Here is a 24,977-nt window from a genome sequence, read left to right as displayed (position 1 = left end):
GGGTCCGGCCCTGCTGCGGCGGGGTCTGGGCTCTGGGCCTCGGCTGCGCCTCGGGGGTCGGCCTGGTCGCCTTCGGCGACGCCGGCCTCGGGCGCCAGATGAAAGCGGTGGTGCCCGTTGTGGTGAAGTTGTTTTGTTTGGGGCCCCTAGCGGTGGCCTGGGTAAGGCTAAAAGGCGGGGCCACTGGAAAGCGTGGCCTTACCCGCCGGCCGGCTTAGGCCACCGCTTCCCCCAAACAAAACAACTTCACCACAACGGGCGGTTGGTGTCGGCGGGTCTCGAGGCGCGCGGTGCCGGTTGGTGGGCTTCGTTGATGGGCGGGGGGGGGTGTGTGTTCTGAGGCGCGTGGGGTGGGTTGGCGGCCTTTGTCGATGGGGAGGGGTTTCGACGGGGGTTCGAGGGGTGCCGTTCGTTGCTTATCTTCCTGTTGAGGGACTGCGCGCGTCCGTGTGTGTGTGGCCCAGCAAGACGCCCTGCTGGGCGTGCGCGCCGAGGGAACCTGCAGCTCACATGCCCTCGAACGCGCGTAACAACTCATCGACATCATGTCCACCCAACTTGACGGCCGCCCCGGCCAGCCGCGCGTTGTCCACTGTGGCGCTCTCGGCGAAACCCATGGCGTACAACCGATGCCACACCGACCCGACGTCACCCGCCCGGTTTATCACCCGCCGGACGAACTCCCGCTGCGCTCGATCCACCTCGGCCAGCACGTCCCCCGGCGCCCACCCCACCCCCCGAGCGAACTCCCGCAACCGCTCCCCGCGCCGCGGCGGCGCCGAAAACCCCCGTGCCCGCGCTCGTTCGTCATCCATCACCGGAATGACGAACCACGCCAGGAACCCGATGTCATAAGTCGGATAGCCCGGCTCGGCCATGTCCCAGTCGATCACCCCGCACACCTGGGGCCCATTCGGCGACCACAGCAGATTCCACGGCCCCAAATCACCGTGCTGCACCCGCATCCCCACCCCCGGCCTGCCTTCGGCGCTCTGCCACACCGCCCCCGGCGGACACTCGTACCGCCCCAACGCCGCAGTCAACCGCCTGACCAGAACCCCACACTCAAACGCCCCCTTCGCCGACTGGATGTCCGCCAGAAACGGCCACCCCTGATCCCGCCCGGCAATCGCCCGCAACCGCTCGTGTTCCCCGCTCACCTCGACGGGCTCAGGCACCAGGTCAAGCCCGTCCGCCCGCAGCGACCTCAACAGGTGGTGCACCGACGCCGTCCACCGCCCCGCAGGTCGGGTGACCACCCCGCCGTCAACGGTCACCCCACGCTCGACCAGCCCAGCCCCCTGCTCCGGCTTGTCCACACCGGCCCCCTTCCCTCGTGCCCCCATCGTCCACCACGTCCGAAATTCGCGCGCGCTTCATGGCGGCGGGACCTGCTCAATCACCTTGGCGGGTTGTTCACGGCTGAGCGGACAACCTTGCACAAATACCGCCAAGAATGCGCTCCTGGACTCCATTCATCGTGCAAATTCCAGCCTGCGTGATGCACTCATCGCTTGGGAGCGCGCACCACTGATCGTCGTGCTGTGTCCGGCGTCATGCGGCGGGGCGGGCGGGTGTGGGGTGTGGCCGCGGGGTGGATCCCTGGCTGCGGCCTGCAGGGGTGTGGTGGCCGTGAACCGTTGTGCGACAACGGTTGTAGACCGCGGTGAACTTGTGGGCGGTGTGCGCGCCTTACCGTAAAGGACTCTCGGCACTTGTTGGCGGGTGTTACTGACCGCTACCGGGATTAGTGGATGTATGGCGATCGAAAGACTGAAAGGTGGGTTGCGGAACGCCCGCTCGGCCACTATGGTCGAGTTTACGGTGGGTAGTTCGCCGTGCGGGTGGGAGGAGTCGGTCGAACCGATCGTCTGGCCTAGGGGGGACAATGACCAGGGCGCGATATAGAGCGCGGTCTCGCACAACGGCAGGTCAAGTGTAGTTCTGTGCTATTTGCGATCATTTAGTCCGGTTGTGGCCGTCTGACCTGCGCTTACCCGGCGGGCACCGCGCATCGCGCGTGCCCGGTCCGAGCGTTGGGGTGGCCCGGTCTTCCGCTGTTCGCGTTCGAGGCGTTCCGCGCGGTCAAAACTGGGAAAAAGAAGTCCTCGGTCGAATTCTCCGCTCACCCGTATCAGGTCAACACTTGTCAAATCGGCTCTACAGGAGCAACGGTCGATGCGAAGTGATGAGATCAGCCCGACGGAACCGTGTGCAGGAGCCTTTCCCGGCGCGGAGGAAACGACCGAGCTCTGTGCTTCCGTGCCCATCGAGTCGTTGCTGCCGCCGGACTCGCCGCGGCTGTCCCGGGAGAACATCGGGTACGCGCGGGCGCTCGCGGAGTTGGAGGTGCCGCTGCCGCCGGTGTTGGTGCACCGGTCGACGATGCGGATCATCGACGGGACCCACCGGTTGCTCGCCGCGGCGTTGCGCGGCAGGCGCACCATAGACGTGCGGTTCTTCGACGGGAGCAGTGAGGACGCGTTCGTCCTGGCCGTGCAGGCCAACATCGCGCACGGGTTGCCGTTGACGCTGGAGGAGCGGACCGCCGCGGCAGCGCGGATCCTGCGGTCCCACCCGACGTGGTCCAACCGGGCGATCGCACTGGTTGCCGGTCTGTCGGCCAAGACCGTCGGCGCGATCCGGCAGCGTCCAGGTGGGGAAGATCCGCACCTGAACACCCGGGTCGGTCGGGACGGCAAGGTCTACCGGATCGACACCGCCGAAGCGCGGCAGATCGCGGGCGAGTTGTTGACCGACAACCCGAACGCGTCGTTGCGGGAGGTGGCCAGGGCGGCCGGGATCTCGCCGTCCACCGTCCGCGATGTCCGGGATCGGTTGTGTCGCGGCGAGAACCCGGTACCGGAGCGCGCCGCCCGGCAGCGGGCGGACGGCGTGCCACCGGGGAGCGCGGACCACGTCGCGCTGCTCGACCGGCTGCGCGGTGACCCGTCGCTGCGGCTGTCCGAGTCCGGGCGCGTTCTGCTGCGCCTGCTCAGTTCCCAGGCCATCGACCCGGCGCGCTGGGCGGAGCTCGGTGGCAACATCCCGCCGCACTGCCGGGAGTTGGTCGCCGAGATGGCCCGCGGCTGCGCCAAGGCGTGGCACGACTTCGCGGGTTACATCGACGGCGCGAGCGCGGATCCGGACGACCTACCACGCCTAGCCCACCCCGGTTGATTCGCCTTGACACGTCGCACCGGCCGGAGTTGTATGGCACGTGTGCGGACCTCATATTTCCGGGTCAGCGGCCCGGTGCGGGTCGCACCATGGCGGAATCGCCGACTGGACAAAGCAGTCCCTTTACGCTAAATCTTATTCGCACGTCGGGTTTGCGGCGGGCAGGCCCGGTAACACCGGCAGTTGGCGTGGTAATGATTTCCGCGTATTGAACCAACTCCGATGGTTGAGCGGATCGGTTCACTGCGGGCACCTGCTGTCTTCGGCACCAAAAGGGGAAGCACTGATGGCGGAATCCGGCGGAATCCGGTCGGCGGAACGACCACAACGGTCAGCCACCGTTGGCAACGGCGGCCTCGGCCTGCGCGATGACGGGCCGCCGATGACGCAAACCCCCCGGACCGACCCGGCGCGCTGATGGACGAGTCGGTGCGGCAGACCGACGGGGGCGACCCGCGGTACTGGGAGACCATCCGCCGCCTCCCGCCGGTGGTCTGGATAATCAGTCTCGGCATTCTGGTCAACCGGGTCGGCAATTTCCTCCCGGTCTTCATCGTGCTCTACCTCGTCAGCAAGGATTTCTCCGCGTTGGCGGCGGGTTTGGTGCTGGGGGCCGCCGGGGTCGGCAACGTGTTCGGCAACGCGATCGGCGGGTACCTCGCCGACCGGCTCGGCAGGCGCTGGACGATCGTGCTGTCGATGGTGACCACCGCCGTGTTCACCGCGGGCATTCCGCTGTTCGACACGCTGCCGCCGCTGATCGCACTGGTGGGCCTGGCCGGGACCACCGGGCAGGTCTACCGCCCGGCCGCGGCGGCGCTGCTGGTGGACGCCACGACGACCTCGCAGGAGCGGCTGGCGGCGTTCGCGGTCCAGCGCCTCGCGCTGAACATCGGCGCCGCGATCGGCGGGGTCGTCGGCGGGGTGGTCGCCACCATCTCGTACGTGGGGATGTTCCTCGGCAACGCCGCCGCCTGCCTGCTGTTCGGCGCGATCGCCGCCGGACTGCTCCGGGGCGCGATCATGCCCAGACCCGACCTGCACCAGCACGACGGCCCCGCGACGGCGGAGCCGGAGCCGGGGTACCGGCAGGCGCTGCGCGACCGCCGGTTGCGGCGGTTCCTGGTCATGACCTTGATCGCCAACTTCGTCTACATCCAGTGCAACGTCGGCATTCCCCTGCACGTGCACGGCATGGGCCTCTCGCCTGCCGACTTCGGACTGCTGATGGGGCTCAACGGGCTGCTCGTCGCGGTGTTCGAGCTGCCGATCACCGGTGCGGTCGCCACCCGGCGGCCGGGGCCGGTCCTGGCGGTGGGCAACGTCCTCACCGGCATCGGGCTGGCGCTGACCGGGGCGTCGACCACCATGGTCCTGCTGGCCGCGACCGTGGTGCTGTGGACGCTCGGCGAGATGCTGTACACCTCGCTGTCGGACGCGTACGTTGGCGCCATCGCCCCACCCACCATGGGCGGCCGCTACCAGGGCCTGTACGGCGCGACGATCATGCTGGCCTGTGGTGCCGGGCCGCTGATCGGCGGGGCGGTCTACGCCGTGCACCCCTGGGCGCTGTGGGCGGTGTGCGCGGCCGGTGGTGCCTGGGCCGCCTGGCTGAGCCTGCCACCGCGTTCCTCCCGCCGTGCCACGCCACCCGCCCCGGCTCCCGGCGGCACCGATCAGCTAGTGGACGACCGCTCGTCGAACCCGCACTGACCCCTCAACCACGGCCCTGGGTGGTCATCCGGCCGCCCGGACCAGACAACCGACGACCTGTTCGGCTCAGCGGTAACCCGATTCGGGCACCGCGGCCGCCACGCGCGAACGCCCGCCAGGCAGAAGATGGAGAGGACCCCGATGACCGGCATCCACGTCGCCTTCCTCGAGACCAACAGGACGGGCAGCGGGTACGAGGTGATGCGCGTCGCCAAGGAGCGCGGCTGGCAGGTCACCCTCGTCACCAAGGACTTCGACTTCTACCTGCAGCCCGGCCAGCAGCAGATCCCGATGGACGGGTTCGACGAGGTCGTCAACTGCGACACCGACGACCCGCAGGCGGTGGCCGCGGTCCTGTCCCAGCGCGCGGACCGACCGGACGCCTTGCTGTCCGCGAGCGAGTTCCACATGCTGGCGACCGCGCGGACCGGGCGGCTGCTGGGGTTGCGGGGCCAGGATCCCGACGCGGTCCTGGCGTGCCGGGACAAGTCGCTGGGGCGGCGCCTGTGCGCGAGCGCCGGGGTGCCGATTCCGCGGTTCGTGCTGGCGGCCACCCCGGAGGAGGCGGCGGCGGCCGACGTCGGGTTCCCCTGCGTGGTCAAGCCCCTCGACGACTCGGGGAGCTACGGCGTGCGGCTGTGCGCGAACCCCCAGGAGGTCGCCGACCACGCCAAGGCCCTGCTGCAGTGGGTCGTCAACGAGGTCGGGCAGCCCAAGCTGCCGGGAGTCCTGGTCGAGGAGTACATGCACGGTCGGGAGATCAGCGTCGAGGTGATCGTCGCCGACTCGCAGGTCCGCGTCATCGCGATGACCGACAAGGTGTTGCTCGCCCCACCCATCTTCTACGAGATCGGCCACACCGTCCCGGCGAGCCTCGACCCCGAGGTGGAACGCGCCTGCCGGGAAGCCGCCGTGCAGGCGCTCGACGCCCTCGGCTACGACTTCGGCGCGGCGCACGTGGAACTCATGCTCACCCCGGACGGGCCCCGGCTGGTCGAGGTGAACTGCCGCCTCGCCGGTGACCAGATCACCCGCCTGGTCAAGTTGGCGACGGGGTACGACATGCACGCCGCGCTGCTCGACATCTACCTGGGCACGGACCCCGGCGCGCCGCGGCAGCCGAACCACGGCGCGGCCATCGTGTTCGTGCCCAGTCCCGGTGGTCGGATCCTCGGCATCGACGGTGTCGATGCCGCCCGGTCGATGCCGAACGTGGTGGACGTGGCGACGTTCGTCGAGCCCGGTGCCGTCCTCCCGGAAGAGGCCGCGGGCTACGACCGCCTCGGGTATGTGGTGGCCGTCGCCGAGGATGGACCGGCCGCCGCGTCGGCCGCCCAGGACGCGGTGGGTGCCATCCAGGTGGACGTCGAAACCGTGCCCGCGTCCGATCTTCGGTGACCGGGACCAGGGGCGCGGAAGAAAGCCGTTAGCCACACATCGTCTGGGACACAAAGGGGGAGAAGGATGAGCGACGCAGCCAAGGCGCTCGCGGAATTAGCGGCGGAGTTCCGGGATTGGCGCACCCTGACCCAGCCGGACGCGGGTGACGACGTCCCGCGCATCGACCGGCCCGCGGGCTGGGTCGCCGACTGGTCGGCGGACGCGGTCGCCGAGCGCCGCCGGGTGCTGGCGGGCTTCACCGAACGGCACCGGGCCATCGACCTGACGGGCCAACCGGTCGACGTCCACGTCGACGGGCGCCTGCTGGGGTCCGCCTTGGCGCGGGTGCACTGGGAACTGGACCTGCTGCGCGGTTGGCAGCGCAACCCGGGCTTCTACGTCGACCAAGCGCTGCTGCAGATCTTCAACCTGCTGCTCATGGCGCCGCCGGTCGACCGGGAGCGGGTCGCCGAGATCATCGGGAACCTCCGGCGCGTTCCCGTCATCCTCGCGCAGGGGCGGGAAAACCTCGCCGGGCACGCCGCCGCCCCGTTCGCCGAGCAGACGCTGCGCGGGCTGAGCACCGCGTCGACGGACCTCGAGGTCGCCATGGCCGCGCTGGCGACCGCGCTCACCGCGGCGGGCGGCCCCGGATCGGACACGGCCGAGTTGCTGGCCGCCGCCGCCGACGCCGCCCGCGGTCTCGACGCCTACCGCGACTGGCTGGGCTCGCAGTCGTTCGACGGTGACGCCGTGGTCGGGCCCGAGGCCATGCGGTACCTCCTGCACAATGTCGCCCTCCTGCCCTACTCGGCGGACCAGCTCCGCGACCTGGCCCGGGAGGAGTTCAACCGCGCCGTCGCCACCGAGGCCATCCTCCGGCAACGCGTGGCCCGCGACAGTGGCCGGGTCCCACCCAAGACGCTCGACGAGATCATCGAGCTGCAGCGGGCCGACGAGACCGCCGTGCGCCGCTTCTACGCCGACCACAACCTGCTCCGGCTCCCCGACGACCTGCGCCGCTACACCTTCGCCGCCATGCCTGCCTACCTCGAACCGTTGAGCTGGCTCGGTGTCACGCACGACATCGGCTCGCTGGAGCGCCCCACCGAGGACGCGGTCTGCTACATGAACCCGCCCACGGAGGGCATGTCCTACTTCGCGCGGGCCAAGGCGCAAGATCCGCGCCTCGGCCTCACCCACCAGGGTGTCCACGCCCTCCAGGCCGCGGTGTCGTGGCGGCACCCCAACCCGGTGCGCCGCCATTTCTACGACTCGATACCGAACGAGGGCATCGCGTTCTACAACGAGGAAATGCTGCTGCAGGCGGGTCTCCTGGACGACGTGCCGGACAGCGCCGTGTTCATCGCGAACTCCATGCGGCTGCGCGCGCTGCGGGTCGAGGTGGACATCCGGCTCGCCGTCGGCACGCTCACCATCGACGAGGCCGCGGACTACCTCGCCGAGACCGTGCCGATGAACCGCGCCACGGCCTGGCAGGAAGTGGTCTTCTTCGCGGGCACCCCGGGTCAGGGCCTGAGTTACCAGGCGGGTAAGGCCCAGGTCCTCAGCCTCCTCGCCGCGTGCGCGCACCAGTCCGCCGACTTCGACCTGCAAGAGTTCCACGAACGCCTCTGGCTCGACGGCAACGTCCCGGTCGCCCTGCTGCGCTGGGAACTCCTCGGCCTCGACGACCACATCGGCCAGGCCGACCGGCTGGCCGACGGCGAGCCCGCGTCCGACTGATTACCCGAGGTAGGCCCGGACCGCTTACCCATCCCGTCTCGCCCGGGACGCCCGTTCCCGTGCACGGTGTTCGGCTTCACCGGCGCGCACTCGACGCCGCCGCCGGTCGTTTCAGCGCTCACTGGGGGATTTGTGATGTCCGAATTGGACAGTACTGGTATGGACAGTACTCGTGTAGACGGTGCCGTGGTGGACCGCCCGGCTCGGAACCGTTGTCGGGTAACCTTGATGACGGCACCGGCGGGTGCCCCGGTGCTGACCCTGGTCCACCCGGCGGGCGGGTCGGTGGCCTGCTACCGGGGGCTGGCCGGTGACCTGGCCCCCGAGGTGGCGACGGTGGCCTTCCTGCCCGCGGCGTTGGACGGCGGCGGTCTGGACCGCGATGTCGAGTCGATGGCGGGCCGCTACCTGGCGGAGCTGCCACCGGGTCCCGTGCTGCTGGGCGGGTGGTCGTTCGGCGGCATCGTCGCCTTCGAGATGGCGAGGAGGCTGGCGGACTCCGGCCGGGTGATCGGCCCGTTGGTGCTGATCGACAGCCCGCTGCCGGGGATCGGGGCGGTCGACGACGCGACGCTGGCCGCCGAGTTCGAGGCCGAGCTGAGCAGGATGGTCGGCGCTGGCGACATCACCGCCGAGGAGCGCGCGACCCGGTTCGCGGTGTTCCGCACTCACTGCCTGGCACAGGTCGCCTACCAGCCATCGGGCCAGGTGACCGACGACCTCGTTTTCGTCTCCCGCAAGGACAACCAGGACGCGCCGCGCTGGCAGGCCCACACGACAGGACGCCTGCGCCTGCGCAGGCTGCCCGCCGACCATTACGAGCTGATGAGGACACCGCACGTGGGTGCCATAACCCGACTCGTGAAGACCACGCTGATCACCTCCTGGAAGACCTCATGAAACCAACGCTGACCCCCGAGCTGCGTCTCTTCCGGCAAGAGTTGCGCGACCTGCTGGCCCGGCCCGTGGTCGCGGCGGAACTGGCCGCCATCGCCGAGGCGCCACCGGAGGACTGCTTCCCCGCGGCGGTGTACCAACTGCTCGGCGCGCACCAGATGCTCGCCCCGGCCTGGCCCCGGCGCTACGGCGGGCGGGACGCGACCGCGGCCCACGCCGCGATCGTGCAGGAGGAGCTGTCCGGGCACGGCGTCCCGGACATGCCTTTCATCAACACGATCACCAACGCCGGGTCGCTGCTGCAGTTCGTGGCCGACGCCGAGCAGAAGGCCCGCTTCCTGCCGCCGCTCGCCGCGGGCACCGACACGATGGTGGTGCTCTACACCGAGCCCGAGGCGGGGTCGGACCTGGCGTCGCTGCGGACCCGGGCCGAGCGCGTCGACGGCGGCTGGCGGCTCTACGGGTCCAAGTGGTACGCCGTCCAGGTTCGGCGGGCGGCCTACGCCGTCGTCGCCGCCCGGACTTCCGAGCGGGGCCGGGCCGAGGCGGGCATCACCCTGTTCGTGGTGGCCCTGGCCGCCCCGGGGGTCGAGGTGGGCCTGGTCGACTCGCTCTACCCCGACCCGTTCTGCGAGGTGCTCCTGGACGGGGTGCACGTCCCCGACTCCAACGTGCTGGGCCCGGTCGACGGCGGCTGGTTCGTGTTGGCCGCGGGTCTGGCGATCGAGCGGACCGGCGTCGACTACATCGCCAAGGCCAGCAGTTGGCTGGCGACCGTGGCCAGGCAGGTCGAGGTCCGCGTCAATGCCGTCAGTGCCGTCAGTGCCGATGACGCCGTCCTCGCCGATCGCCTCGTCGACCTGCAGACCCAGGCAGCCGCAGGGCGCGTCCTGGCGTGGCGGCTGGTCGAGCGCCAGCAGGAAGGCGACCTGAACGCCGAAGAGGCGGCGATGGCCAAGTGGTTCAACAGCGAGCTGTGCGTCAAGGTGGCGCGGCTGGCACTGGACGCGGGCGGCCTGGCGGACGGCGCCTCGGTGGCGATGCTCCGGGAAGCGCCCGGCCTGACCCTGTCCGCGGGCGGTTCGGAGATCATGCTGGAGATCATCGCGTCCAGCCTGGGCCTCGGGGCGGACGTCGTGCGCGCCCAGCCGGACGTGGCGGCCCGGCCTGGGGAATCGGCCTATTCCGCCGCCTTCCACAGTGGAACCATCGGCGCCCCGTACGCGGTCGTCGAGCAGACCATCGCCGCGGAATCCCTTGCCGCCCATGGCAGTGAAGAAGTTTCCGGGGCTGCCTCGCCCGTCGCGTTGCTGATACAAGACGTCGCCGTTGGTTCAGCCGGGTGGTTGCTGGCGGTGGATTCCCCCTTGGTCCTCTACAGTGCGGGTGAGGTCACTCGCCGACCCTTGCGCTCGCTGAGCGACGAGGAGTTGCACGCGGTCGATGTCGGCCCGGCGACCGGGCTTGTCGTGTGCGACAAGCCGGACTGCCCGGCCTGCACGCTGACCCTGGCGCGGCTGCGCAGCCAAGCGGGCGCTTATCTCTGCGGCCTGACGCAGGGCGCCATCGCCGCCGCTGTCCGGCGCGTGCAGACCCGGCTGCAGTTCGGCAGGCCGATCGGGACCAACCAGGCCGTCGCCTTCACCCTGGCCGCGCTCACCGCCCGGCTGGCGGCCGTGCACGCCCTGGGCGAGCACGTCGCCACCCTGATCGAGTCCGATCAAGCCGACGCCGGGACAGACCCGCTGGGGGATGCCTCGCGGCTGCTGGCGGCCTGCGCGGAGCTCGCGGTCGAGGCGACGACCACCGCACTGCACCTGCACGGGGCTTTCGGGCTGCGGTCCGACCAGGACGCCCAGCGGTTCTACCGCCGGGCCTGCGCAGTCTCCGTCCGCCACGGAACACCCGCCCAGTTGCGCGCGGCGGGCTCACCCCGAAGGGAAGGCTCCCGATGACCAGCACCGGTCACCCCGGCCCGCAGGCAGTCGGCCTGCACCACCTGGTCGAACACCAGGCGGCGGCGACCCCCGACGCGGTCGCCGTGACCGCGCCCGACGCGACCTGGACCTACGCCGAGTTGGACGAGCAGGCGAGCCGGGTCGCGGCGGGGCTGCGCGAGCGCGGGGCGGGCAGCGGTCGGCTGGTCGGGATGGCGATCGAGCGCTCGGCCGCCGCCGTGGCCGCCATCCTCGGCATCCTGAAGACGGGCGCGGGCTACGTGCCGCTCGACCCGGATTTCCCGGCGAGCCGGTTGCGTTTCATGATCGAGGACTGCGCGCCCCTCGTCGTCCTGCACGCCGGGGCCGACCTGCCCTCCGTGCCCGGCACCGCGATGGTGGAGTTCGAGGACGTCGTCGGTTCCGCGGGTGCGGAACCGGTCGCCATCTCGCCGGAGCAGACGGCGTATGTCATCTACACCTCCGGGTCCACCGGCCAGCCGAAGGGCGTCGAGATCCCGCACCGGGGCATCGTCGACCGCGTCCTGTGGGAGCGCACCACCTACCCCACCGGCCCCGGGGACGCGGTGGTCCTGCACCACGCGCTGAGCTTCGACGTCTCGCTGTGGGAGATCTTCATCCCGCTGACCACCGGCGCTCGGCTCGTCGTCGCCGACCCGCTCTACGGGCAAGATCCCCGGTATCTGACCGACCTGGTCCGAGCGGAGAACGTCACCGCCCTCGCGGTCGTCCCGGCACTGCTCCAGGCGTTGCTGGACGAGGAACCCGGCCTGGGCGACTGCCCGTCGCTGCGCGAGGTGTTCTCCGGCGGCGAGGTGCTGTCCCCGGCGCTGACCCGCAGGTTCTTCGCGACCGCGAAAGCGGGCCTGCACAACCAGTACGGCCCGACCGAGTACTCGATCGACACGACCTACTGGGACTGCGGGCCGCTGGACGCGGTCACCTCGGTCCCGATCGGCCACCCGAGGACCAACACCCGGCTCTACATCCTCGACCCCGCAGGCCGCCCGGTCGGCGACGGCGAGGCGGGCGAACTGCACATCGCCGGGCCGGGACTCGCCCTCGGCTACCTCAACCGGCCGGAGCTGACCCGGGAACGCTTCGTCGCCAACCCGTTCGACGGTGGCCGCATGTACCGGACGGGCGATGTGGTCCGCCGCCGCGACGACGGCGCGCTGGACTTCGTCGGCCGGGTCGACGACCAGGTCAAGGTGCGCGGGTTCCGCATCGAGCTCGGCGAGATCGAGCGGGCGATCGAGGCCATGCCGGACGTCGAGCGCGCGGTGCTGACCACGGTGGGCGCAGGCGACGAAATCGCGCTCGCGGCTTTCGTGGTCCCGGGCTCGGTCAGCGGCCAACTGGTCCGGACCCGGCTGGCGGAAGTGTTGCCGGAGTACATGATTCCGGCGCACGTGGTCGCGCAGGACCGGTTGCCGCTCGGTCCGACCGGCAAGGTGGACAAGTCCGCGCTGGCCCTGCCCGCGCTACCGGACCGGCAGGCCGCTGCGGTCCCGCGTGACCCGGAAGAGGAACTTGTCGCCGGGACCTTCACCGCGATCCTCGGCCTACCGGCGGTCTCGGCGGACGACGACTTCTTCGAGCTCGGCGGCAACTCGCTGCAGGCGTTGCGGCTGTTGAACATCCTGCGGAAGAAGACCTCCCCTGACCTGCCGATCGCGGTCCTCTTCGAACGGCCGACCGTGGCGGGCATCGCGGCGGCCCTGCGCGACGTCAACCCATGAATCCCATGAATCCCAACGGGAACAACGGAGGATCGATGGAACGGCCAAACTCTGCACACACCGAGACGCCGACGCAGGCTGACGTGGTCATCGTCGGCAACGGGGCGCTCGGCCTGTTCCTCGCCGAGGAACTGGTGGGGCGCAACGCGGGCGCCGTCGTCGTGGTCGGCCCGAGTGATCGGGACGCGGGCGCCAGCATGGCCGCGGGTGCCATGCTGGGCACCTTCGGCGAGGTGACCGCGGACTCACTGCGGACGCACGCCAACCGGACGAGGTTCGAGATCGGCCTCCGCGCGCACGATCTCTGGCCTGATGTGCTCAGCCGACTCGAGGAGTACTCCTCGACCGGGTTCCCGCTGCAGACGGCCACCGAGTCGCACGTGGTGCTCAACGCCATCGGCGCGGAACTGGACACGATCAACCTGGAAGCGATGATCAAGGCGCTCGACGAGTACGGCAAGCCGTGGTCGGAGATCGACCCGAAGGACATTCCCGGCTTCAAGCCGAGGACCGACACGAGGGCGCTGCGCGCCATCCACGTGCCGGGCGAGGGAGCCGTGGACGCCCGCGGCGTGCTCGCCGCCCTGGAGGCGCGTCTGGACGACATCGGCGCCACCCGGGTCAACCAGACCGTGCGCAGGCTGGTCCGAGACGGCGACGCGGTGACCGGGGTCGAGCTCGCCGACGGTCACGTCATCGAGGCTGGGACCGTGGTCGTCGCGACCGGGGCGCGCAGCGAGGCCCTGGTGCGCACCGCGGCGGAGGACATCGAGCTGATCCCGATGATCGCGGGCCTCGGCTTCGCGATGATCGCGCAGCGCACCAGCGGGGAGCCGTTCCGCAGCGTGGTCCGCACCCCGAACCGCGGCTTCGCCTGCGGTCTGCACGTCGTGCCCGCCGGCCCGGGGCGCGAGTACCTCGGCGCGACCAACCGCCTCGTCGACGAGGTGTCCAGCGTGACCTGGGTCGGTGACGCCCGCTACCTCGCCCAGTACGCGATGCAGCAGTTGGACGAGCAGATCGCGCGGCACGAGGTCGTGGGGTGGCTCAGCGGCAACCGCCCGGTGACCTTCGACGGCTTCCCGATGATCGGCTGGCTCCCGCTGCCCGGCCTCTACCTGATGACCGGCACCTACCGCGACGGTTTCCACTGCGCGCCGCTGCTCGCCGCGCACGTCGCGAACGAGCTGCAGGGCCAGCCGGGGCTCATCGACTCGATGTTCAACCCGGTGCGCCGCCCGATCGCGACCAGGACGGTCGAGGAGTCCGTCGAGGAGTACGTGACGCACAGCCTGGCCGCCTGGTTCGAGACCGGCGCGGAGGCCGCCCCGCAGATGACGACCACGCAACTGGCCGCCTACTACCGGACCCGGGGCCGGGAGGCGTTCGACCAGCTCGGCACCGACTACGCGTTCGGCCCCGACGTGCTCTGGTACGCCGAGGGCAGCCTGGTCGGAGCGCGCCGGATCGCCCGCTACCTGAATCGCCTGCGCGGCAACGCTTCCGTCCTGACCTCGGTCGGCAGCGGCGTCGGGGACCCGCGATGAGCGACCCGCGGGAGTCCGTCCGGGACGTTGTCACGAAGCTCACCCAGAAGCAGCTCAACCTGGGCGACCGCGAGCTCGGCCCCGGGGACGACCTGTGGAACCTGGGCATGACCTCGCTCAGTTGCATGGGTCTGATGTTGGAGGTCGAGAACACCTTCGACATCGAGTTGCCGGTCGACCAGCTCAACCACGAGACCTTCACCTCGGTGAACGGCATCGTCGCCGCGGTCGAGTCCGCCCAGCAGTCCGCTCAACAGGATGCAGGCGCGGACGGGGCGCCCGCGCGGACCTGAGTGCCACCCCCGCGTCCGCACCGGTTCGCGGCGCGCACAGCGCGACCTCGAGAGGAGCCAACCTGATCATGCCTCGACGAGAGCAGCGACCGACGAACCCGTTCCCGCTGGTCCGGGAGCCCACGGCGGGCGGGTACCCGCTCGCCGCCGGGCAGGAACGGCTCTGGTGGGTGCGCCAACTGGATGCCGCGACCAGCCCGTACCACATCCTGGAGGGCTGGCGGTTTCCGAAGGGGCTGGAGCCCGCCGTCCTCGGCACGGCCCTCGCCGGGCTGGTCCGCAGGCACGAGATCCTGCGGACGGGGTTCGCGCCCCAGCCGGACGGGACAGTCGTCCAAGAGGTCCTGGACGAGGTCGACATTCCCATCACCTGGGCGGGCTGGGACTGGCGCGCGGCTCTCGACGTCGCCGCCGCCCAGCCGTTCGACCTCGCGCGGCCGCCGCTGTTCCGGCTGGTCGCCGCGGAACTCGACGAAGGCCCGGGGCTGTGCGTGGTCATGCACCACATCCTCACGGACCGCTGGTCGATGGACGTGCTGTCGCGTGACCTGACCGAGCTGTACGCGGCCGCGCTGGAGGAGCGGCCCGCGCGGCTCCCGGAGCTACCGGTCCAGTACGGCGATTACGCCGCTTGGCAGCGGCGGTTCTTGACCGAGGAGCGGCTGGAGTCGCTTTTGGACTGGTGGCGGGGTGCTTTGGCGGGCCACGACCGGCCGGACCTGCCACTGGACCGGCCGCGGCCGACCACAACCGACGGGGTCGGTGACAGCGTCGTCGCCCACCTGTCCGAAGAGGCCACATCCGCGCTGACGGGCCTGGCCTGGCGGGCGCGCGCCACTCCCTTCATCGTGGTGCTGGCCGCCCTCGCGGCGACGCTGAGCGCCTACACCGGCTCGGACGACATCGTCATCGGCGCGATCGTCTCCGACCGCCCGCACCCCGACCTGCAGGACCTCGTCGGGTTCTTCATCAACACCGTGCCGGTCCGGATCGACCTGTCCTGGCCGGGCCTGACCTTCCGTGAGCTCATCGTCCGCACCCGCGACGCGTGGATGGCCGCCGACGCCCACCAGGACGCGCCCTTCGAACAGATCGTGGGCGCGGTGCGGGGCGGGTCGCAGGCGCAGCGCAACCCGGTGTTCGACGTGGTGCTGAACCACGGGGGCGACCGGGTCAGCCTGACGGAGTCACCGGACGCGCCCGTCCTGTGGCGGCCCGAGGTGCCGACGACGGCCCGGTTCGACCTGTCCATCACCACGCTGCCGGAAGACGGCGGCATCGAGGTCACCTTCCTCTACCGCGTCGACCTGTTCGACCGGGCGCCGATCGAGGCGATGACCGCGCGGTACGTCCGGCTGCTTGAGCGGGCGGTGGCCGAACCCGAGCGCCCCCTGCGCGACCTCACCCTGGTCTCGGCGGCGGAACTCGAACTCCTGCATGCCCGCAACGATCCGAGCGCCGCCCCGGACACCACCATCGTCGGGCTGTTCCAGGCCCAGGCCGCGTCCCGGCCGCAGGCCCCGGCGGTGGTCGGCGCCGATGGAACGCTCTCGTACCGGCAGTTGAACGAGCGGTCGAACCAGTTGGCCCGGTACCTGATCACCCGTGGTGTGGGGCCGGAGCGGATCGTCGGGGTGTGCCTGGAGCACGGCGTCGAGCGGTACGTGGTCCTGCTCGCCGTCGCCAAGTGCGGCGCGGCTTACCTCCCGCTGGACCCGGGCTTTCCGGCCGATCGGCTGCGGTTCCTGCTGGGCGACGCCGACGCGGTCCTGACGGTGGTCAGTCCGTCGCTGCGCGCCGCGCTTCCGGCGGACGTCGGTCCGGTGCTCGTGGTCGGCTTGGGCGTACCCGATCTGACCGGCACCGAGACCGGGGACCTCCCGCAGGCCGCGCGGCCGGACGACTTGGCGTACCTGATCTCCACGTCGGGTTCCACCGGGACCCCTAAGTCGGTCGCGATCTCCCACCGGGGGCTGGGCAGGCTCGTCGCGGGTGCTCCGCGCTACCTCGACGTCGGCCCCGGGGCGACGTTCCTGCAGGCCGGGCCGCTGACCTTCGACGTGGCCGCGCTGGAGTGGACGGCACTGGCGCACGGCGGTCGCGTGGCGGTGGTGGACACCGGAACGCTGCAGGAGAACCTGGACACCGTCGTGCGCGACTACGGCGTGACGACGTTGAAGTTGGTGTCCCCGCAGCTCGACCTCCTCGTCGAGCGGGGCATCCGGTCGCTGGCCGGGCTGCGCCAGCTCATCGTTGGCGGGGACGTCGTCAACCCGAAGAGTTTCGCGGCAGCCATCGACCTGCTTCCCGGCTGCCGGGTGACGGCCTCGTACGGGCCTACCGAGAGCACCGTGCTGGCCACTGTGTTCGAAGGCCGCCCCAGCACCGGTCGGGTGCCCATCGGCCACGCCGTCCCGCACACGCGGGTCTACATCCTGGACCCGAACCTGGGCCACTGCCCGGTCGGGATGCGGGGCGAGATCCACCTGGCGGGCAACGGGCTGGCGCGCGGCTACCACGGGCGCCCGGGGCTGACCGCGGACAAGTTCGTCCCCGACCCCTACGGGCCACCGGGATCGCGCATGTACCGCACCGGGGACGCGGGCCGGTACCTGGCCGACGGCGAGATCGACATCCTCGGCCGCACGGATCGCCAGGTGAAGATCCGCGGCTTCCGGATCGAGACGAGCGAGATCGAGCACGCGTTGCTGCGCAGTCCGGGCATCACTTCGGCGATCGTGTTGCGGGCGGAACTGGAAACCGGGCCGTGCCTGGTGGCTTACGTCGTGGTGTCCGGTGTGGTCGACCGGGCCGAGTTGCGCCGGGAACTCAGTGGGACCTTACCGGCGTACATGGTTCCCGACCACATCGTCGAGATTGCCCGGATTCCGTTGACAACCAACAACAAGGTGGACCGGGCCGCGCTGACAGCGATCCCATTGGGACCGTCCGAACAGGCCGATGCGCCGCCCGCCGAGACCGGCCTGGAGGCCCGCGTCGCGCAAGCCTGGTCGACGGTGCTCGGCCACCCGGTGCCCGCCACCGGGGACTTCTTCGAGCACGGCGGCCATTCCCTGCTGGTGCCCAGGGCGACCGCGGCGATTCGGCAACTCCTCGGGCGCGAAGTCCCGCTCCGGTTCATGATGGACCACCGGACGCCCACGTCGTACGCGCGGGCGCTGTTGGGCGAGAGCGTGCCCGACCTCGGTGCCGCGTCCAGGGAACATCGCCTGGAACGGCGGAGTTGGCACAATCAGAGCCTCGGCGGGCGCCGTCGGGTGGATCTGTTCGTCTCGGTTGCCGATCAGGACGTCCCGGTCACCCGAGCCCTGGTGGTGCTCGACGGCTCGGAATTCGTTGATGTCATGCGGTTCCCCGCGATACTCGACCGACTCACCCTCGCCGGGCACATCCCACCGACCGCCGCCGTCTTCCTGAGCCCCGCCGACTGGTCGGCCCGCCGGGCGGAACTGCTCGACGACACGTACACCGATGTACTCGCCGACGACTTGGTGCCGCACCTACGCGGCTGGCTGGGGGAGCGGTGGCAGGTGAACCGGGTCACCGCCGTCGGCGCGAGCCTGGGAGCCATCGCCGCCCTCCGCGCCGCGCTGCGCCGCTCGGACACCTTCGACGGCGCGGTCGGCATCTCCGGCCCTCTCACCGACCACGAGCTCACCGGTCACCAGGAAAACGGCTCGGCCCGGCTTTTCCTTGCGGCAGGCCGGGAAGAGGCGGACATCGAACTCGACGACGGGCTCAGCCTGGTGGAGGCCACCAGGAAGGTCGCCGCGGATCTGAGCGGACAGGGACACGTCGTGCGCGATGAGTACGGCGATGGGGGCCACACCTATGCCGCCTGGGAGGCACTGCTTCCCGACGCCGTCACCTGGGTGCTCAACGAGCAGCGACAACCCGAAGACTGACAACGCGAACGGGGAGGACGGGGACACCGATGTTCGACGATACGCAGCGCGAGTTCCGCGTCGTGGTCAACGACGAGGAGCAGTACTCCATCTGGCCTGCCGACCGTGATCTTCCGGCAGGCTGGCTCGGCACCGGCCACACGGGCTCCAAAGTGGACTGCCTCAACCACATCGACGAGGTCTGGACCGACCTGCGGCCGCTGAGCCTGCGGTCAGCGCACTAAGGAGCCAATGGCCATGGACGATTCTCGCCAGATCGGAGCGGACGGGTCCGCGGCCCTGACGGTCGGTGAACTGTTCGACCAGCAGGTCCGGCTCCGTCCGGACGCCACGGCCGTGCGGACCGCCGCCCGCTCGTGGACCTACGCCGAGTTCGGCCGCGAGACGGCTCGCTTGGCGCATCGGCTCAGCAAACTCGGTGCGGGACCGGGGAAGATCGTCGGGATGCCGATTCCGCGCGGCCCGGCCGCGTTGGTCGGCTTGGTGGCCGCCATGCGGTCCGGTGCGGCCTGCCTGCCGTTGGACCCCGACGATCCGCCCGCCCGCAACGCGGAAGTGCTCCGTGACGTGGGGTGCGAGCAGATCCTCGCCCTCTCCCGCGACACATGGCTGCCGGGCGTGCAACTCCTCGACGACCCCAGCCTGCGGGACGAGCCCACGACGAGCGAGGGCCTGCCGGTGCCCGCGCCGCAGGACCTCGCCTACGCGATCACCACCTCGGGCTCGACCGGCCGCCCGAAGGTGGTCGGCGTCCCGCACGCGGGGATCGTCAACCTCATCCTGGCCAGCCGGGACGACCTGGACCTGATCCGCCCGGACGACGTCGTCCTGTGGACGTCCCCGGCCACCGTCGACATCACGATGCAGGACTGCCTGATGGCCCTGTGCTGCGGGGGCGCCGTCGCGATCCCCGAGCAGGGCGACCTGCCCGCGACCCGGATCGTGCACGAGGCCCGCACGCTCGGCGCCACCGTGCTGGACATCCCGGCGGCCATGGTGGGACCGTACGGCGGGTCCCTGCTGCCGCGCCTGGCCAAGGCCGGGGTGCGGCTCGTCGCGGCCGGTAGCTCGCAATTGGACGGTCGCGGCCTGGCGGAGGCCGCGGGCGCGATGGTCGTGCAGAACTGTTACGGCCCAACCGAAGCCTCGGTGGCCGTCACCTGGTACCGGTGCCTCCCGTCGACCCCGCAGCGGGCGCCGATCGGCAAACCGATCCGGAACGTGCGCACCCACGTCCTCGACGACGAGTTGCGCCAGGTCCCGGTCGGTGAGGTCGGCCAGTTGTACCTGGGCGGTCCGGCCCTCGCCCGGGGGTACCTCGGTCTGCCCGCTCGGACGGCCGCTGCGTTCCTGCCCGATCCGTACGCCCCCACCCCGGGTGAGCGGATGTACGCGACCGGGGACCGGGTTCTGCGGCAGCCGGACGGCGACCTGGTCTTCCTCGGCCGGATCGACGACCAGGTGAAGATCAACGGTTTCCGGGTGGAGACCGGCGAGGTGGAGCACGCCCTGCGCCAGTGCCCCGGCGTCGCCGACGCCGCGATGCTGGTGCGCGAGGACACCCCGGGCGGGACGGCCGTCGTCGCCTTCCTGGCGGGCACGCCGTCGGCCGACGAGGTGCTGGTACGGCGGCTGCGCGAGCGGCTGCCCGGACACATGGTCCCGCGGTTCTACGTGTGGCTGGACGAGTTGCCGCTCAACCGCCCGGGGAAGGTCGACCGCGCCGCGCTCGCCAAGTTCCCGGTCGCCGATCTGGTGTACCGGGGTCGGGACCGCGGCGAGCAGGCCGTCGCGCGACCGCAGGAGACAGACCAGGGAGTGACAGCACCATGACAACTGGGGGAAGTACGCCCGAGGAGATCCGCGTCGCACTGGGGGAGAAACTCCTGGGCGACACGTTCTCCTGTGTGGCGGGGAAAACGGCGTGGTTGCGCGGAACCACCGTGCACCGCCACTTCGGACAGATGGGCGATCCGTCCACAACGGACGAACTTGTGGCGGCGGTCACGGACTTCGCGCTGCGCCGCGACGACATCGACCACCTGCTCGCGACGTTCGCCGCCACCTTCGAAGGGCCTTTCGGCCTTGCCGAGACCGACTTCGAGACGCTGGTGTGGGCGCAGTTGCAGGGATTGCACGACCGGGACATCCGCCGCTTCGCCTGGTCGGATTTCGCCGACCCCGACCCGACGTCCGACCGCTTCGCGTTCAGCATCGCCGGACAGGCCTTCTTCGTGGTCGGGCTGCACGCGAACTCGTCGCGGATCACCCGCCGGTTCAGCCACCCCACGCTCGTCTTCAACTCGCACGTGCAGTTCGAGCGGCTGCGCGAGCGGGGGATCTACGGGCGCATCCGCAACGAGGTGCGGGCCCGGGAAACGGCGCTGCAGGGGTCGATCAACCCCAACCTCGCCGACTTCGGCGAGCGCTCGGAGGCCATGCAGTACTCCGGTCGCGCGACCTCGCCCGACTGGGTCTGCCCGTTCCAGCCGCACACCGACGACCCAGACCGGGAGGACGCGCGATGAACGACGACTGGGTTGTGGTCACGGGCGCGTCGGCGGGCATCGGCCGGGCCGTCGCCGAGCGCTTCCTGGACGGCGGCTACCGAGTGGCGCTGTTCGCCCGCCGAGCCGACCGCTTCGCCGACCTGGCGAGCACTCACGGCGAGGACCGGGTGCGCGCGCTGGCCGTGGACGTGCGGGACCGGTCGGCCGTCGAGCGGGCCTTCGACGCCTTGGACGAGATCGGCGTGCTGGTCAACAACGCCGGGCTGTCCCTCGGTCTCGGGCCGCTGGACGAGGGGAATCCCGACGACTGGCAGACGATGCTCGACACGAACATCGCGGGCCTGCTCACCTGCACGCACGCCGTGCTGCCCAGGATGCGCCGGGCCGGGGCGGGCCACGTGATCAACATCGGGTCGCTGGCCGCCGAGTACGCGTTCTACGGCGGCAACGTCTACGCGGCCAGCAAGGCCTTCGTCCACCACCTGTCGGCGAACCTCCGGGCGGACATCCAGGGCTCGGGCATCCGGGTCACCTGCGTCGCGCCGGGGATGGTGCGCTCGGAGTTCGCCCTCGTCCGCTTCGGGGGCGACCAGGCCAGGGCGGACGCCCTGTACGAGGGCATCAGCCCGCTGACCCCCGGTGACGTCGCGGACGTCGTCCTGTGGGCGCACGGCACGCCCGCGCACGTGAACGTGAACTACGTCGAGTTGATGTCCGTCGACCAGCCCTTCGGGCTGGCCCTGAGCCGTGGCGCACAAGAGAGGAACACGCTATGAGCGCGGTCCGGTCGTTCACTGACTTCGGCAAGCTCCAGGAGATCGTCGTCGGCAGCGCCGAGGGGTTCAGCTTCCCGCCGATCGACGATTCCATGAAGCACTTCTTCGAACCGCCGCACGGCTACGAGTCCGAAGTGGTCTCACCGGACACCCTGGCCAGGGTGGTGGCGGAGACCGAGGAGGACCTGCAGACCCTCGCCGACACCCTCGGCGAGCTCGGTGTGCGCGTGCGCAGGCCGGACCCGGCCGACCACAGCCGACCGATCGGCGTCCTGGACTGGGCGAGCACCGCCAACCACGCCCTGATGCCACGCGACTGCCTGCTGGTCGTCGGTGAGACGGTGATCGAGGTGCCGATGGCCGTGCGGGCCAGGTACGCCGAGACCTTCCCCTACCGCAAGCTGCTGCGCGAGTACTTCGACGGCGGGGCGGGCTGGCTGGCGGCACCCAAACCCCAACTGCCCGACGAGAACTACCAGTACGACGCGGCGGGCACCCCGGTGCTCAGCGAGCTGGAACCGCTGTTCGACGCGGCCAACATCATCCGGTGCGGCCGCGACCTGTTCTACAACGTGAGCAACACCGGCAACCGCCTCGGGGCGGCCTGGCTGGCCCGGACCCTGGGCTCCGACTACCGCGTGCACGAGATCGCGATCTGCGGCGACCACGTCGGCACCACGCTGCACCTGCTCAAGCCCGGTGTGCTGCTGGCCAACGCGGGCCGACTGGACCAGGACCGCATCCCGGAACCGTTGCGCGGCTGGAAGACCCTGTGGTTCGACGACCCGCAGGACGACGGTTTCGGCTTCGGGTGGCCGCGCGCCTCCACCTGGATCGGCATGAACATCCTCTCGGTCGACGAGGAGACGGTCATCGTGCCGCAGGCGCAGGACGGGCTGGCGAAGCTGTTGGAGTCAGCGGGTTTCACCGTCATACCGGTGCCCTACCGGCACGGTCGCACCTTCGGTGGCGGCTTCCATTGCTGCAGTCTCGACGTGCGCCGCGCGGGCGAACTCACGTCCTATCTGTGAGGGGACACCGTGTCTGACGAGATCAAACGTCCGAGGTTCGACGTCATCATGAGCCAGGGCGGGGCCGAGATCATCGATGCCACGTTCCGTAGCGCCCGCAGCGGCGACGCCACCGCGATGTACGAGCTGTCCAAGCCGTTCGTGGCGACGGGCGGCCTGATCGCGCGGGACCTGGAGCTGTTCGACACCGACGTCGAGGAGCTCTACGTCGTCGAGATCGACCGGAAGGTGGTGGCGTGCGCGGGAATCCGCCGCTTCACCGACCTCGCTGAGATCTTCAACGTGGTGGTCGACGCGCGCTGGCAGAGCCTGGGCATCGGCCGGTTCCTGTTGGCCAGCATGCTGATCGTGCTGGAGTCGGCGGGGTTCGCCGACGCGGTCGTCTTCACCAAGACGACGCGGGACTGGTTCGCCCGCTACGGTTTCGTGCCGATGGACCCCGCGCCGCTCCCCGCGGGCAGGCTGGCGATGCTCGACCCCGAGCGGAAGTCGATCCCCATGGTGCGGCCGACGGTTCGGGCCGAGGACGGCATCGACGCGCTGGCGGGCATCACCGAACTGCGGGTGCGGTTCGAGCGGTCCGGTCTGGAGGTGGTGTGGGACAGCGGCTGCGACTCGCTGCTGTTCTTCGCCGAGAAGCACGACATCGAGACGGCGTCGCTGTGCCAGGGCGGGGTGTGCGGCACCTGCAGCAGCCCGCTGAAGCAGGGCACCGTCAGCTACCACGTGCGACCCGAGGTGGACCCGGGCGATGGCAGCATCCTGCTGTGCATCTCGCGGCCCGCCGCGAACCTGGTGCTGGACCTGTGAGCCCGCCGGTGGTGGCGGAGCTGTGGCGTTATCCGGTGAAGTCGATGGGCGGCGAGCGGCTCACCGAGCTCGTCCTCGATCGCGGGGTGGTGGGCGACCGCGCGTTCGCCGTCGTCGCGGTCGCCACCGGCCGGGTGCTGACGGCGAAACGGGTCCCCGACCTGCTTGACGCCACAGCCCGCTGGCTCGGCGCGGCGGCGGAGATCACCCTGCCGGGCGGCCCGACCGTCCGAACGGACGATCCGGACGTGGACGCCGTCATCAGCCGGTGGCTGGGCCAGCCGGTTCGCCTGGAACGGCCCGCCGGTCACGCGGTGGCGGTGGAGGAGTACCAGCGCGACCTGGACCGGCCCGCCGACATGACCAGCTTCGACCTGCCCACGTGGGGGTTCGTCGACGAGGGTCCGGTACACCTGCTGAGCCGGGACTCGCTTGACCTGGGGCGGCAGTGGTACCCCGACGGTGACTGGGACCTGCGCCGGTTCCGACCCAACATCGTGCTCACCTCCGCCGCCCATCCCGGCGAAGGCGCCGCGGGCGACGAGCTGCGGATCGGCCAAGCCGTCGTCGAGGTCACCGGCCCCTGCATCCGCTGCGTCATGGTCACCCAGCCACAACGCGACCTCCCCAAGGACCGCGCGGTCCTGCGCTCACTCATCAGCCGGTCCGCCGCCAAGTTCGGGACGTACGCCGCAGTGCGCCACCCCGGCGCGGTGCACTGCGGCGACCCCGTGACCGCCCTGGTCCCCGGCCAGGCCGACGGCGTGACCACCAAGGAAAGGACACACTGACGACGACTGGTCTGGCTCGCACCTGGCGTGGCCGCCGGGGGTTGGTCAGATCCCGGCGATCTGGACCAGGATGGTGCCGTCTTGGGAGGTCAGGCCCGGTGACAGGCACTGCAACGGGTTCACCAGCAGGTAGATCCACGCGATGGAGGCGCTGGCGCCGGTGAACTCGCCCGCGGTGACGGTGCCGGTGGCGGTGTTCTGCACGAGGCCGCCGGTGGAGGTCAGCTCGCTGGCGAGGCCGGTGACGGTGGAGGTCTGGCCGTTGTTCCAGTGGATGGTGAAGGTGCCGCCGCCCGCGGGGTTGAGTTCGAGGTAGTTGCAGGCGGCGTTCGGGACGGAGTAGGAGTAGGTGCCACCGGTGGTGACGCTGGTCAGGGTGGCATCGGTGGAGGTGCACGACGGGATGGTGTCGGTTTCCTGCACGGTGATGGTTTGCGGGGTGAGGGTCAGGCCGGGGGAGAAGGTGACGTGACTGCTACCGGTGCAGGTGACCGAGCCGACGGCGGCGTGCGCGGCCGGTGCCGGGAGCAGGGCGAACAGTGCGATCAGCGGTGCGACCGCGCCTGCCCGGCGTCGGAGCCGGGCCGCTGTCGGGCGTCGGCTGGGGTGGGTGGTGTTCATCGAGGTCTCCGTTTCGTGTTGTCCCGTCCGGCTTTCTGGCGTCTGCTCACAAGGAC

At 70.6% G+C, this 24,977-nt stretch carries 19 protein-coding genes; 17 read left to right on the top strand and 2 right to left on the bottom strand.

All coding sequences use genetic code 11. The annotated features are described in order from the left end of the window. Positions 1–506: 506 nt before the first annotated feature. The gene (locus H504_RS33835; protein WP_051385602.1) at positions 507–1,319 is read right to left on the bottom strand and encodes an aminoglycoside phosphotransferase family protein; all 813 of its coding nucleotides are present in this window, start codon (positions 1,317–1,319) and stop codon (positions 507–509) included. Between the two features lie 943 nt (positions 1,320–2,262). On the opposite strand from H504_RS33835, the gene H504_RS33830 reads away from it, so the two are divergent. The 17 genes from H504_RS33830 to H504_RS0107550 all read left to right on the top strand — a co-directional run bounded on the left by H504_RS33830 (position 2,263) and on the right by H504_RS0107550 (position 24,300). After that, positions 2,263–3,180: a ParB and winged helix-turn-helix domain-containing protein gene (locus H504_RS33830; protein ID WP_051385601.1), complete on the top strand. Its 918-nt coding sequence runs from the start codon at positions 2,263–2,265 to the stop codon at positions 3,178–3,180. A gap of 417 nt (positions 3,181–3,597) precedes the next feature. Then, positions 3,598–4,893, top strand: coding sequence for an MFS transporter (locus H504_RS33825; RefSeq protein ID WP_051385600.1), 1,296 nt, complete (start codon positions 3,598–3,600; stop codon positions 4,891–4,893). Between the two features lie 141 nt (positions 4,894–5,034). Further along, entirely contained in the window at positions 5,035–6,291 is a 1,257-nt protein-coding gene (locus H504_RS0107620; protein ID WP_026422297.1) for an ATP-grasp domain-containing protein, read from the top strand. A 66-nt stretch (positions 6,292–6,357) separates the two neighbouring features. Beyond that, entirely contained in the window at positions 6,358–8,019 is a 1,662-nt protein-coding gene (locus H504_RS0107615) for a DUF885 family protein (RefSeq protein WP_026422296.1), read from the top strand. Positions 8,020–8,247: 228 nt separating this feature from the next. Beyond that, entirely contained in the window at positions 8,248–8,919 is a 672-nt protein-coding gene (locus H504_RS0107610) for an alpha/beta fold hydrolase (protein WP_026422295.1), read from the top strand. Beyond that, positions 8,916–10,871 (top strand): acyl-CoA dehydrogenase family protein, encoded by a 1,956-nt coding sequence (locus H504_RS38500; protein ID WP_051385599.1) that lies wholly within the window; start codon positions 8,916–8,918, stop codon positions 10,869–10,871. Before H504_RS0107610 ends, H504_RS38500 begins: the two co-directional genes overlap by 4 nt. Beyond that, positions 10,868–12,616, top strand: coding sequence for a non-ribosomal peptide synthetase (locus H504_RS33815; protein WP_051385598.1), 1,749 nt, complete (start codon positions 10,868–10,870; stop codon positions 12,614–12,616). Before H504_RS38500 ends, H504_RS33815 begins: the two co-directional genes overlap by 4 nt. Positions 12,617–12,651: 35 nt before the next feature. Then, positions 12,652–14,163 carry an NAD(P)/FAD-dependent oxidoreductase gene (locus H504_RS33810; protein ID WP_051385597.1) on the top strand — a complete coding sequence of 504 codons (1,512 nt, stop codon included), beginning with the start codon at positions 12,652–12,654 and terminating at the stop codon, positions 14,161–14,163. Then, positions 14,160–14,456 carry a phosphopantetheine-binding protein gene (locus tag H504_RS33805; protein ID WP_035303544.1) on the top strand — a complete coding sequence of 99 codons (297 nt, stop codon included), beginning with the start codon at positions 14,160–14,162 and terminating at the stop codon, positions 14,454–14,456. Before H504_RS33810 ends, H504_RS33805 begins: the two co-directional genes overlap by 4 nt. Positions 14,457–14,524: 68 nt before the next feature. After that, on the top strand, positions 14,525–18,382 hold the full coding sequence (locus H504_RS0107585) for a non-ribosomal peptide synthetase (RefSeq protein WP_026422294.1): 3,858 nt from the start codon (positions 14,525–14,527) through the stop codon (positions 18,380–18,382). Between the two features lie 29 nt (positions 18,383–18,411). Further along, positions 18,412–18,606 carry an MbtH family protein gene (locus H504_RS0107580; RefSeq protein ID WP_026422293.1) on the top strand — a complete coding sequence of 65 codons (195 nt, stop codon included), beginning with the start codon at positions 18,412–18,414 and terminating at the stop codon, positions 18,604–18,606. 13 nt (positions 18,607–18,619) lie between these two features. Beyond that, a complete protein-coding gene (locus H504_RS33800; protein ID WP_169735348.1) occupies positions 18,620–20,215 on the top strand; it encodes an amino acid adenylation domain-containing protein in 1,596 nt (531 codons plus the stop codon). Continuing rightward, positions 20,212–20,910, top strand: a complete 699-nt coding sequence (gntA, locus tag H504_RS33795; RefSeq protein WP_026422292.1) for a guanitoxin biosynthesis heme-dependent pre-guanitoxin N-hydroxylase GntA — start codon at positions 20,212–20,214, stop codon at positions 20,908–20,910. Before H504_RS33800 ends, gntA begins: the two co-directional genes overlap by 4 nt. Beyond that, positions 20,907–21,668, top strand: a complete 762-nt coding sequence (locus H504_RS0107565; protein WP_026422291.1) for an SDR family NAD(P)-dependent oxidoreductase — start codon at positions 20,907–20,909, stop codon at positions 21,666–21,668. Before gntA ends, H504_RS0107565 begins: the two co-directional genes overlap by 4 nt. Beyond that, positions 21,665–22,699 carry a hypothetical protein gene (locus H504_RS0107560; protein WP_026422290.1) on the top strand — a complete coding sequence of 345 codons (1,035 nt, stop codon included), beginning with the start codon at positions 21,665–21,667 and terminating at the stop codon, positions 22,697–22,699. Before H504_RS0107565 ends, H504_RS0107560 begins: the two co-directional genes overlap by 4 nt. Positions 22,700–22,708: 9 nt before the next feature. Then, positions 22,709–23,509: a GNAT family N-acetyltransferase gene (locus H504_RS0107555; RefSeq protein ID WP_026422289.1), complete on the top strand. Its 801-nt coding sequence runs from the start codon at positions 22,709–22,711 to the stop codon at positions 23,507–23,509. After that, the gene (locus H504_RS0107550; protein WP_035303543.1) at positions 23,506–24,300 is read left to right on the top strand and encodes an MOSC domain-containing protein; all 795 of its coding nucleotides are present in this window, start codon (positions 23,506–23,508) and stop codon (positions 24,298–24,300) included. Before H504_RS0107555 ends, H504_RS0107550 begins: the two co-directional genes overlap by 4 nt. A gap of 45 nt (positions 24,301–24,345) precedes the next feature. Here the strand turns inward: H504_RS0107550 and H504_RS40920 are convergent, their stop codons facing one another. After that, complete coding sequence (locus tag H504_RS40920) at positions 24,346–24,921, bottom strand: hypothetical protein (protein ID WP_026422287.1); 576 nt, start codon at positions 24,919–24,921, stop codon at positions 24,346–24,348. Between the last annotated feature and the right edge of the window lie 56 nt (positions 24,922–24,977).

Source organism: Actinokineospora inagensis DSM 44258, from assembly GCF_000482865.1.
Taxonomy (GTDB): domain Bacteria; phylum Actinomycetota; class Actinomycetes; order Mycobacteriales; family Pseudonocardiaceae; genus Actinokineospora; species Actinokineospora inagensis.
Note: the sequence above shows the minus strand (reverse complement) of the source record. Positions and strands in the feature narration are given on the sequence as shown.

Bases quoted from the DNA above. Each gene is read 5' to 3' on its own strand.
- H504_RS33825 (WP_051385600.1), top strand. From the start codon at position 3,598: ATGGACGAGTCGGTGCGGCAGACCGACGGGGGCGACCCGCGGTACTGG.
- H504_RS0107620 (WP_026422297.1), top strand. From the start codon at position 5,035: ATGACCGGCATCCACGTCGCCTTCCTCGAGACCAACAGGACGGGCAGC.
- H504_RS0107615 (WP_026422296.1), top strand. From the start codon at position 6,358: ATGAGCGACGCAGCCAAGGCGCTCGCGGAATTAGCGGCGGAGTTCCGG.
- H504_RS0107610 (WP_026422295.1), top strand. From the start codon at position 8,248: ATGACGGCACCGGCGGGTGCCCCGGTGCTGACCCTGGTCCACCCGGCG.
- H504_RS38500 (WP_051385599.1), top strand. From the start codon at position 8,916: ATGAAACCAACGCTGACCCCCGAGCTGCGTCTCTTCCGGCAAGAGTTG.
- H504_RS33815 (WP_051385598.1), top strand. From the start codon at position 10,868: ATGACCAGCACCGGTCACCCCGGCCCGCAGGCAGTCGGCCTGCACCAC.
- H504_RS33810 (WP_051385597.1), top strand. From the start codon at position 12,652: ATGGAACGGCCAAACTCTGCACACACCGAGACGCCGACGCAGGCTGAC.
- H504_RS33805 (WP_035303544.1), top strand. From the start codon at position 14,160: ATGAGCGACCCGCGGGAGTCCGTCCGGGACGTTGTCACGAAGCTCACC.
- H504_RS0107585 (WP_026422294.1), top strand. From the start codon at position 14,525: ATGCCTCGACGAGAGCAGCGACCGACGAACCCGTTCCCGCTGGTCCGG.
- H504_RS0107580 (WP_026422293.1), top strand. From the start codon at position 18,412: ATGTTCGACGATACGCAGCGCGAGTTCCGCGTCGTGGTCAACGACGAG.
- H504_RS33800 (WP_169735348.1), top strand. From the start codon at position 18,620: ATGGACGATTCTCGCCAGATCGGAGCGGACGGGTCCGCGGCCCTGACG.
- gntA (WP_026422292.1), top strand. From the start codon at position 20,212: ATGACAACTGGGGGAAGTACGCCCGAGGAGATCCGCGTCGCACTGGGG.
- H504_RS0107565 (WP_026422291.1), top strand. From the start codon at position 20,907: ATGAACGACGACTGGGTTGTGGTCACGGGCGCGTCGGCGGGCATCGGC.
- H504_RS0107560 (WP_026422290.1), top strand. From the start codon at position 21,665: ATGAGCGCGGTCCGGTCGTTCACTGACTTCGGCAAGCTCCAGGAGATC.
- H504_RS40920 (WP_026422287.1), bottom strand. From the start codon at position 24,921: ATGAACACCACCCACCCCAGCCGACGCCCGACAGCGGCCCGGCTCCGA.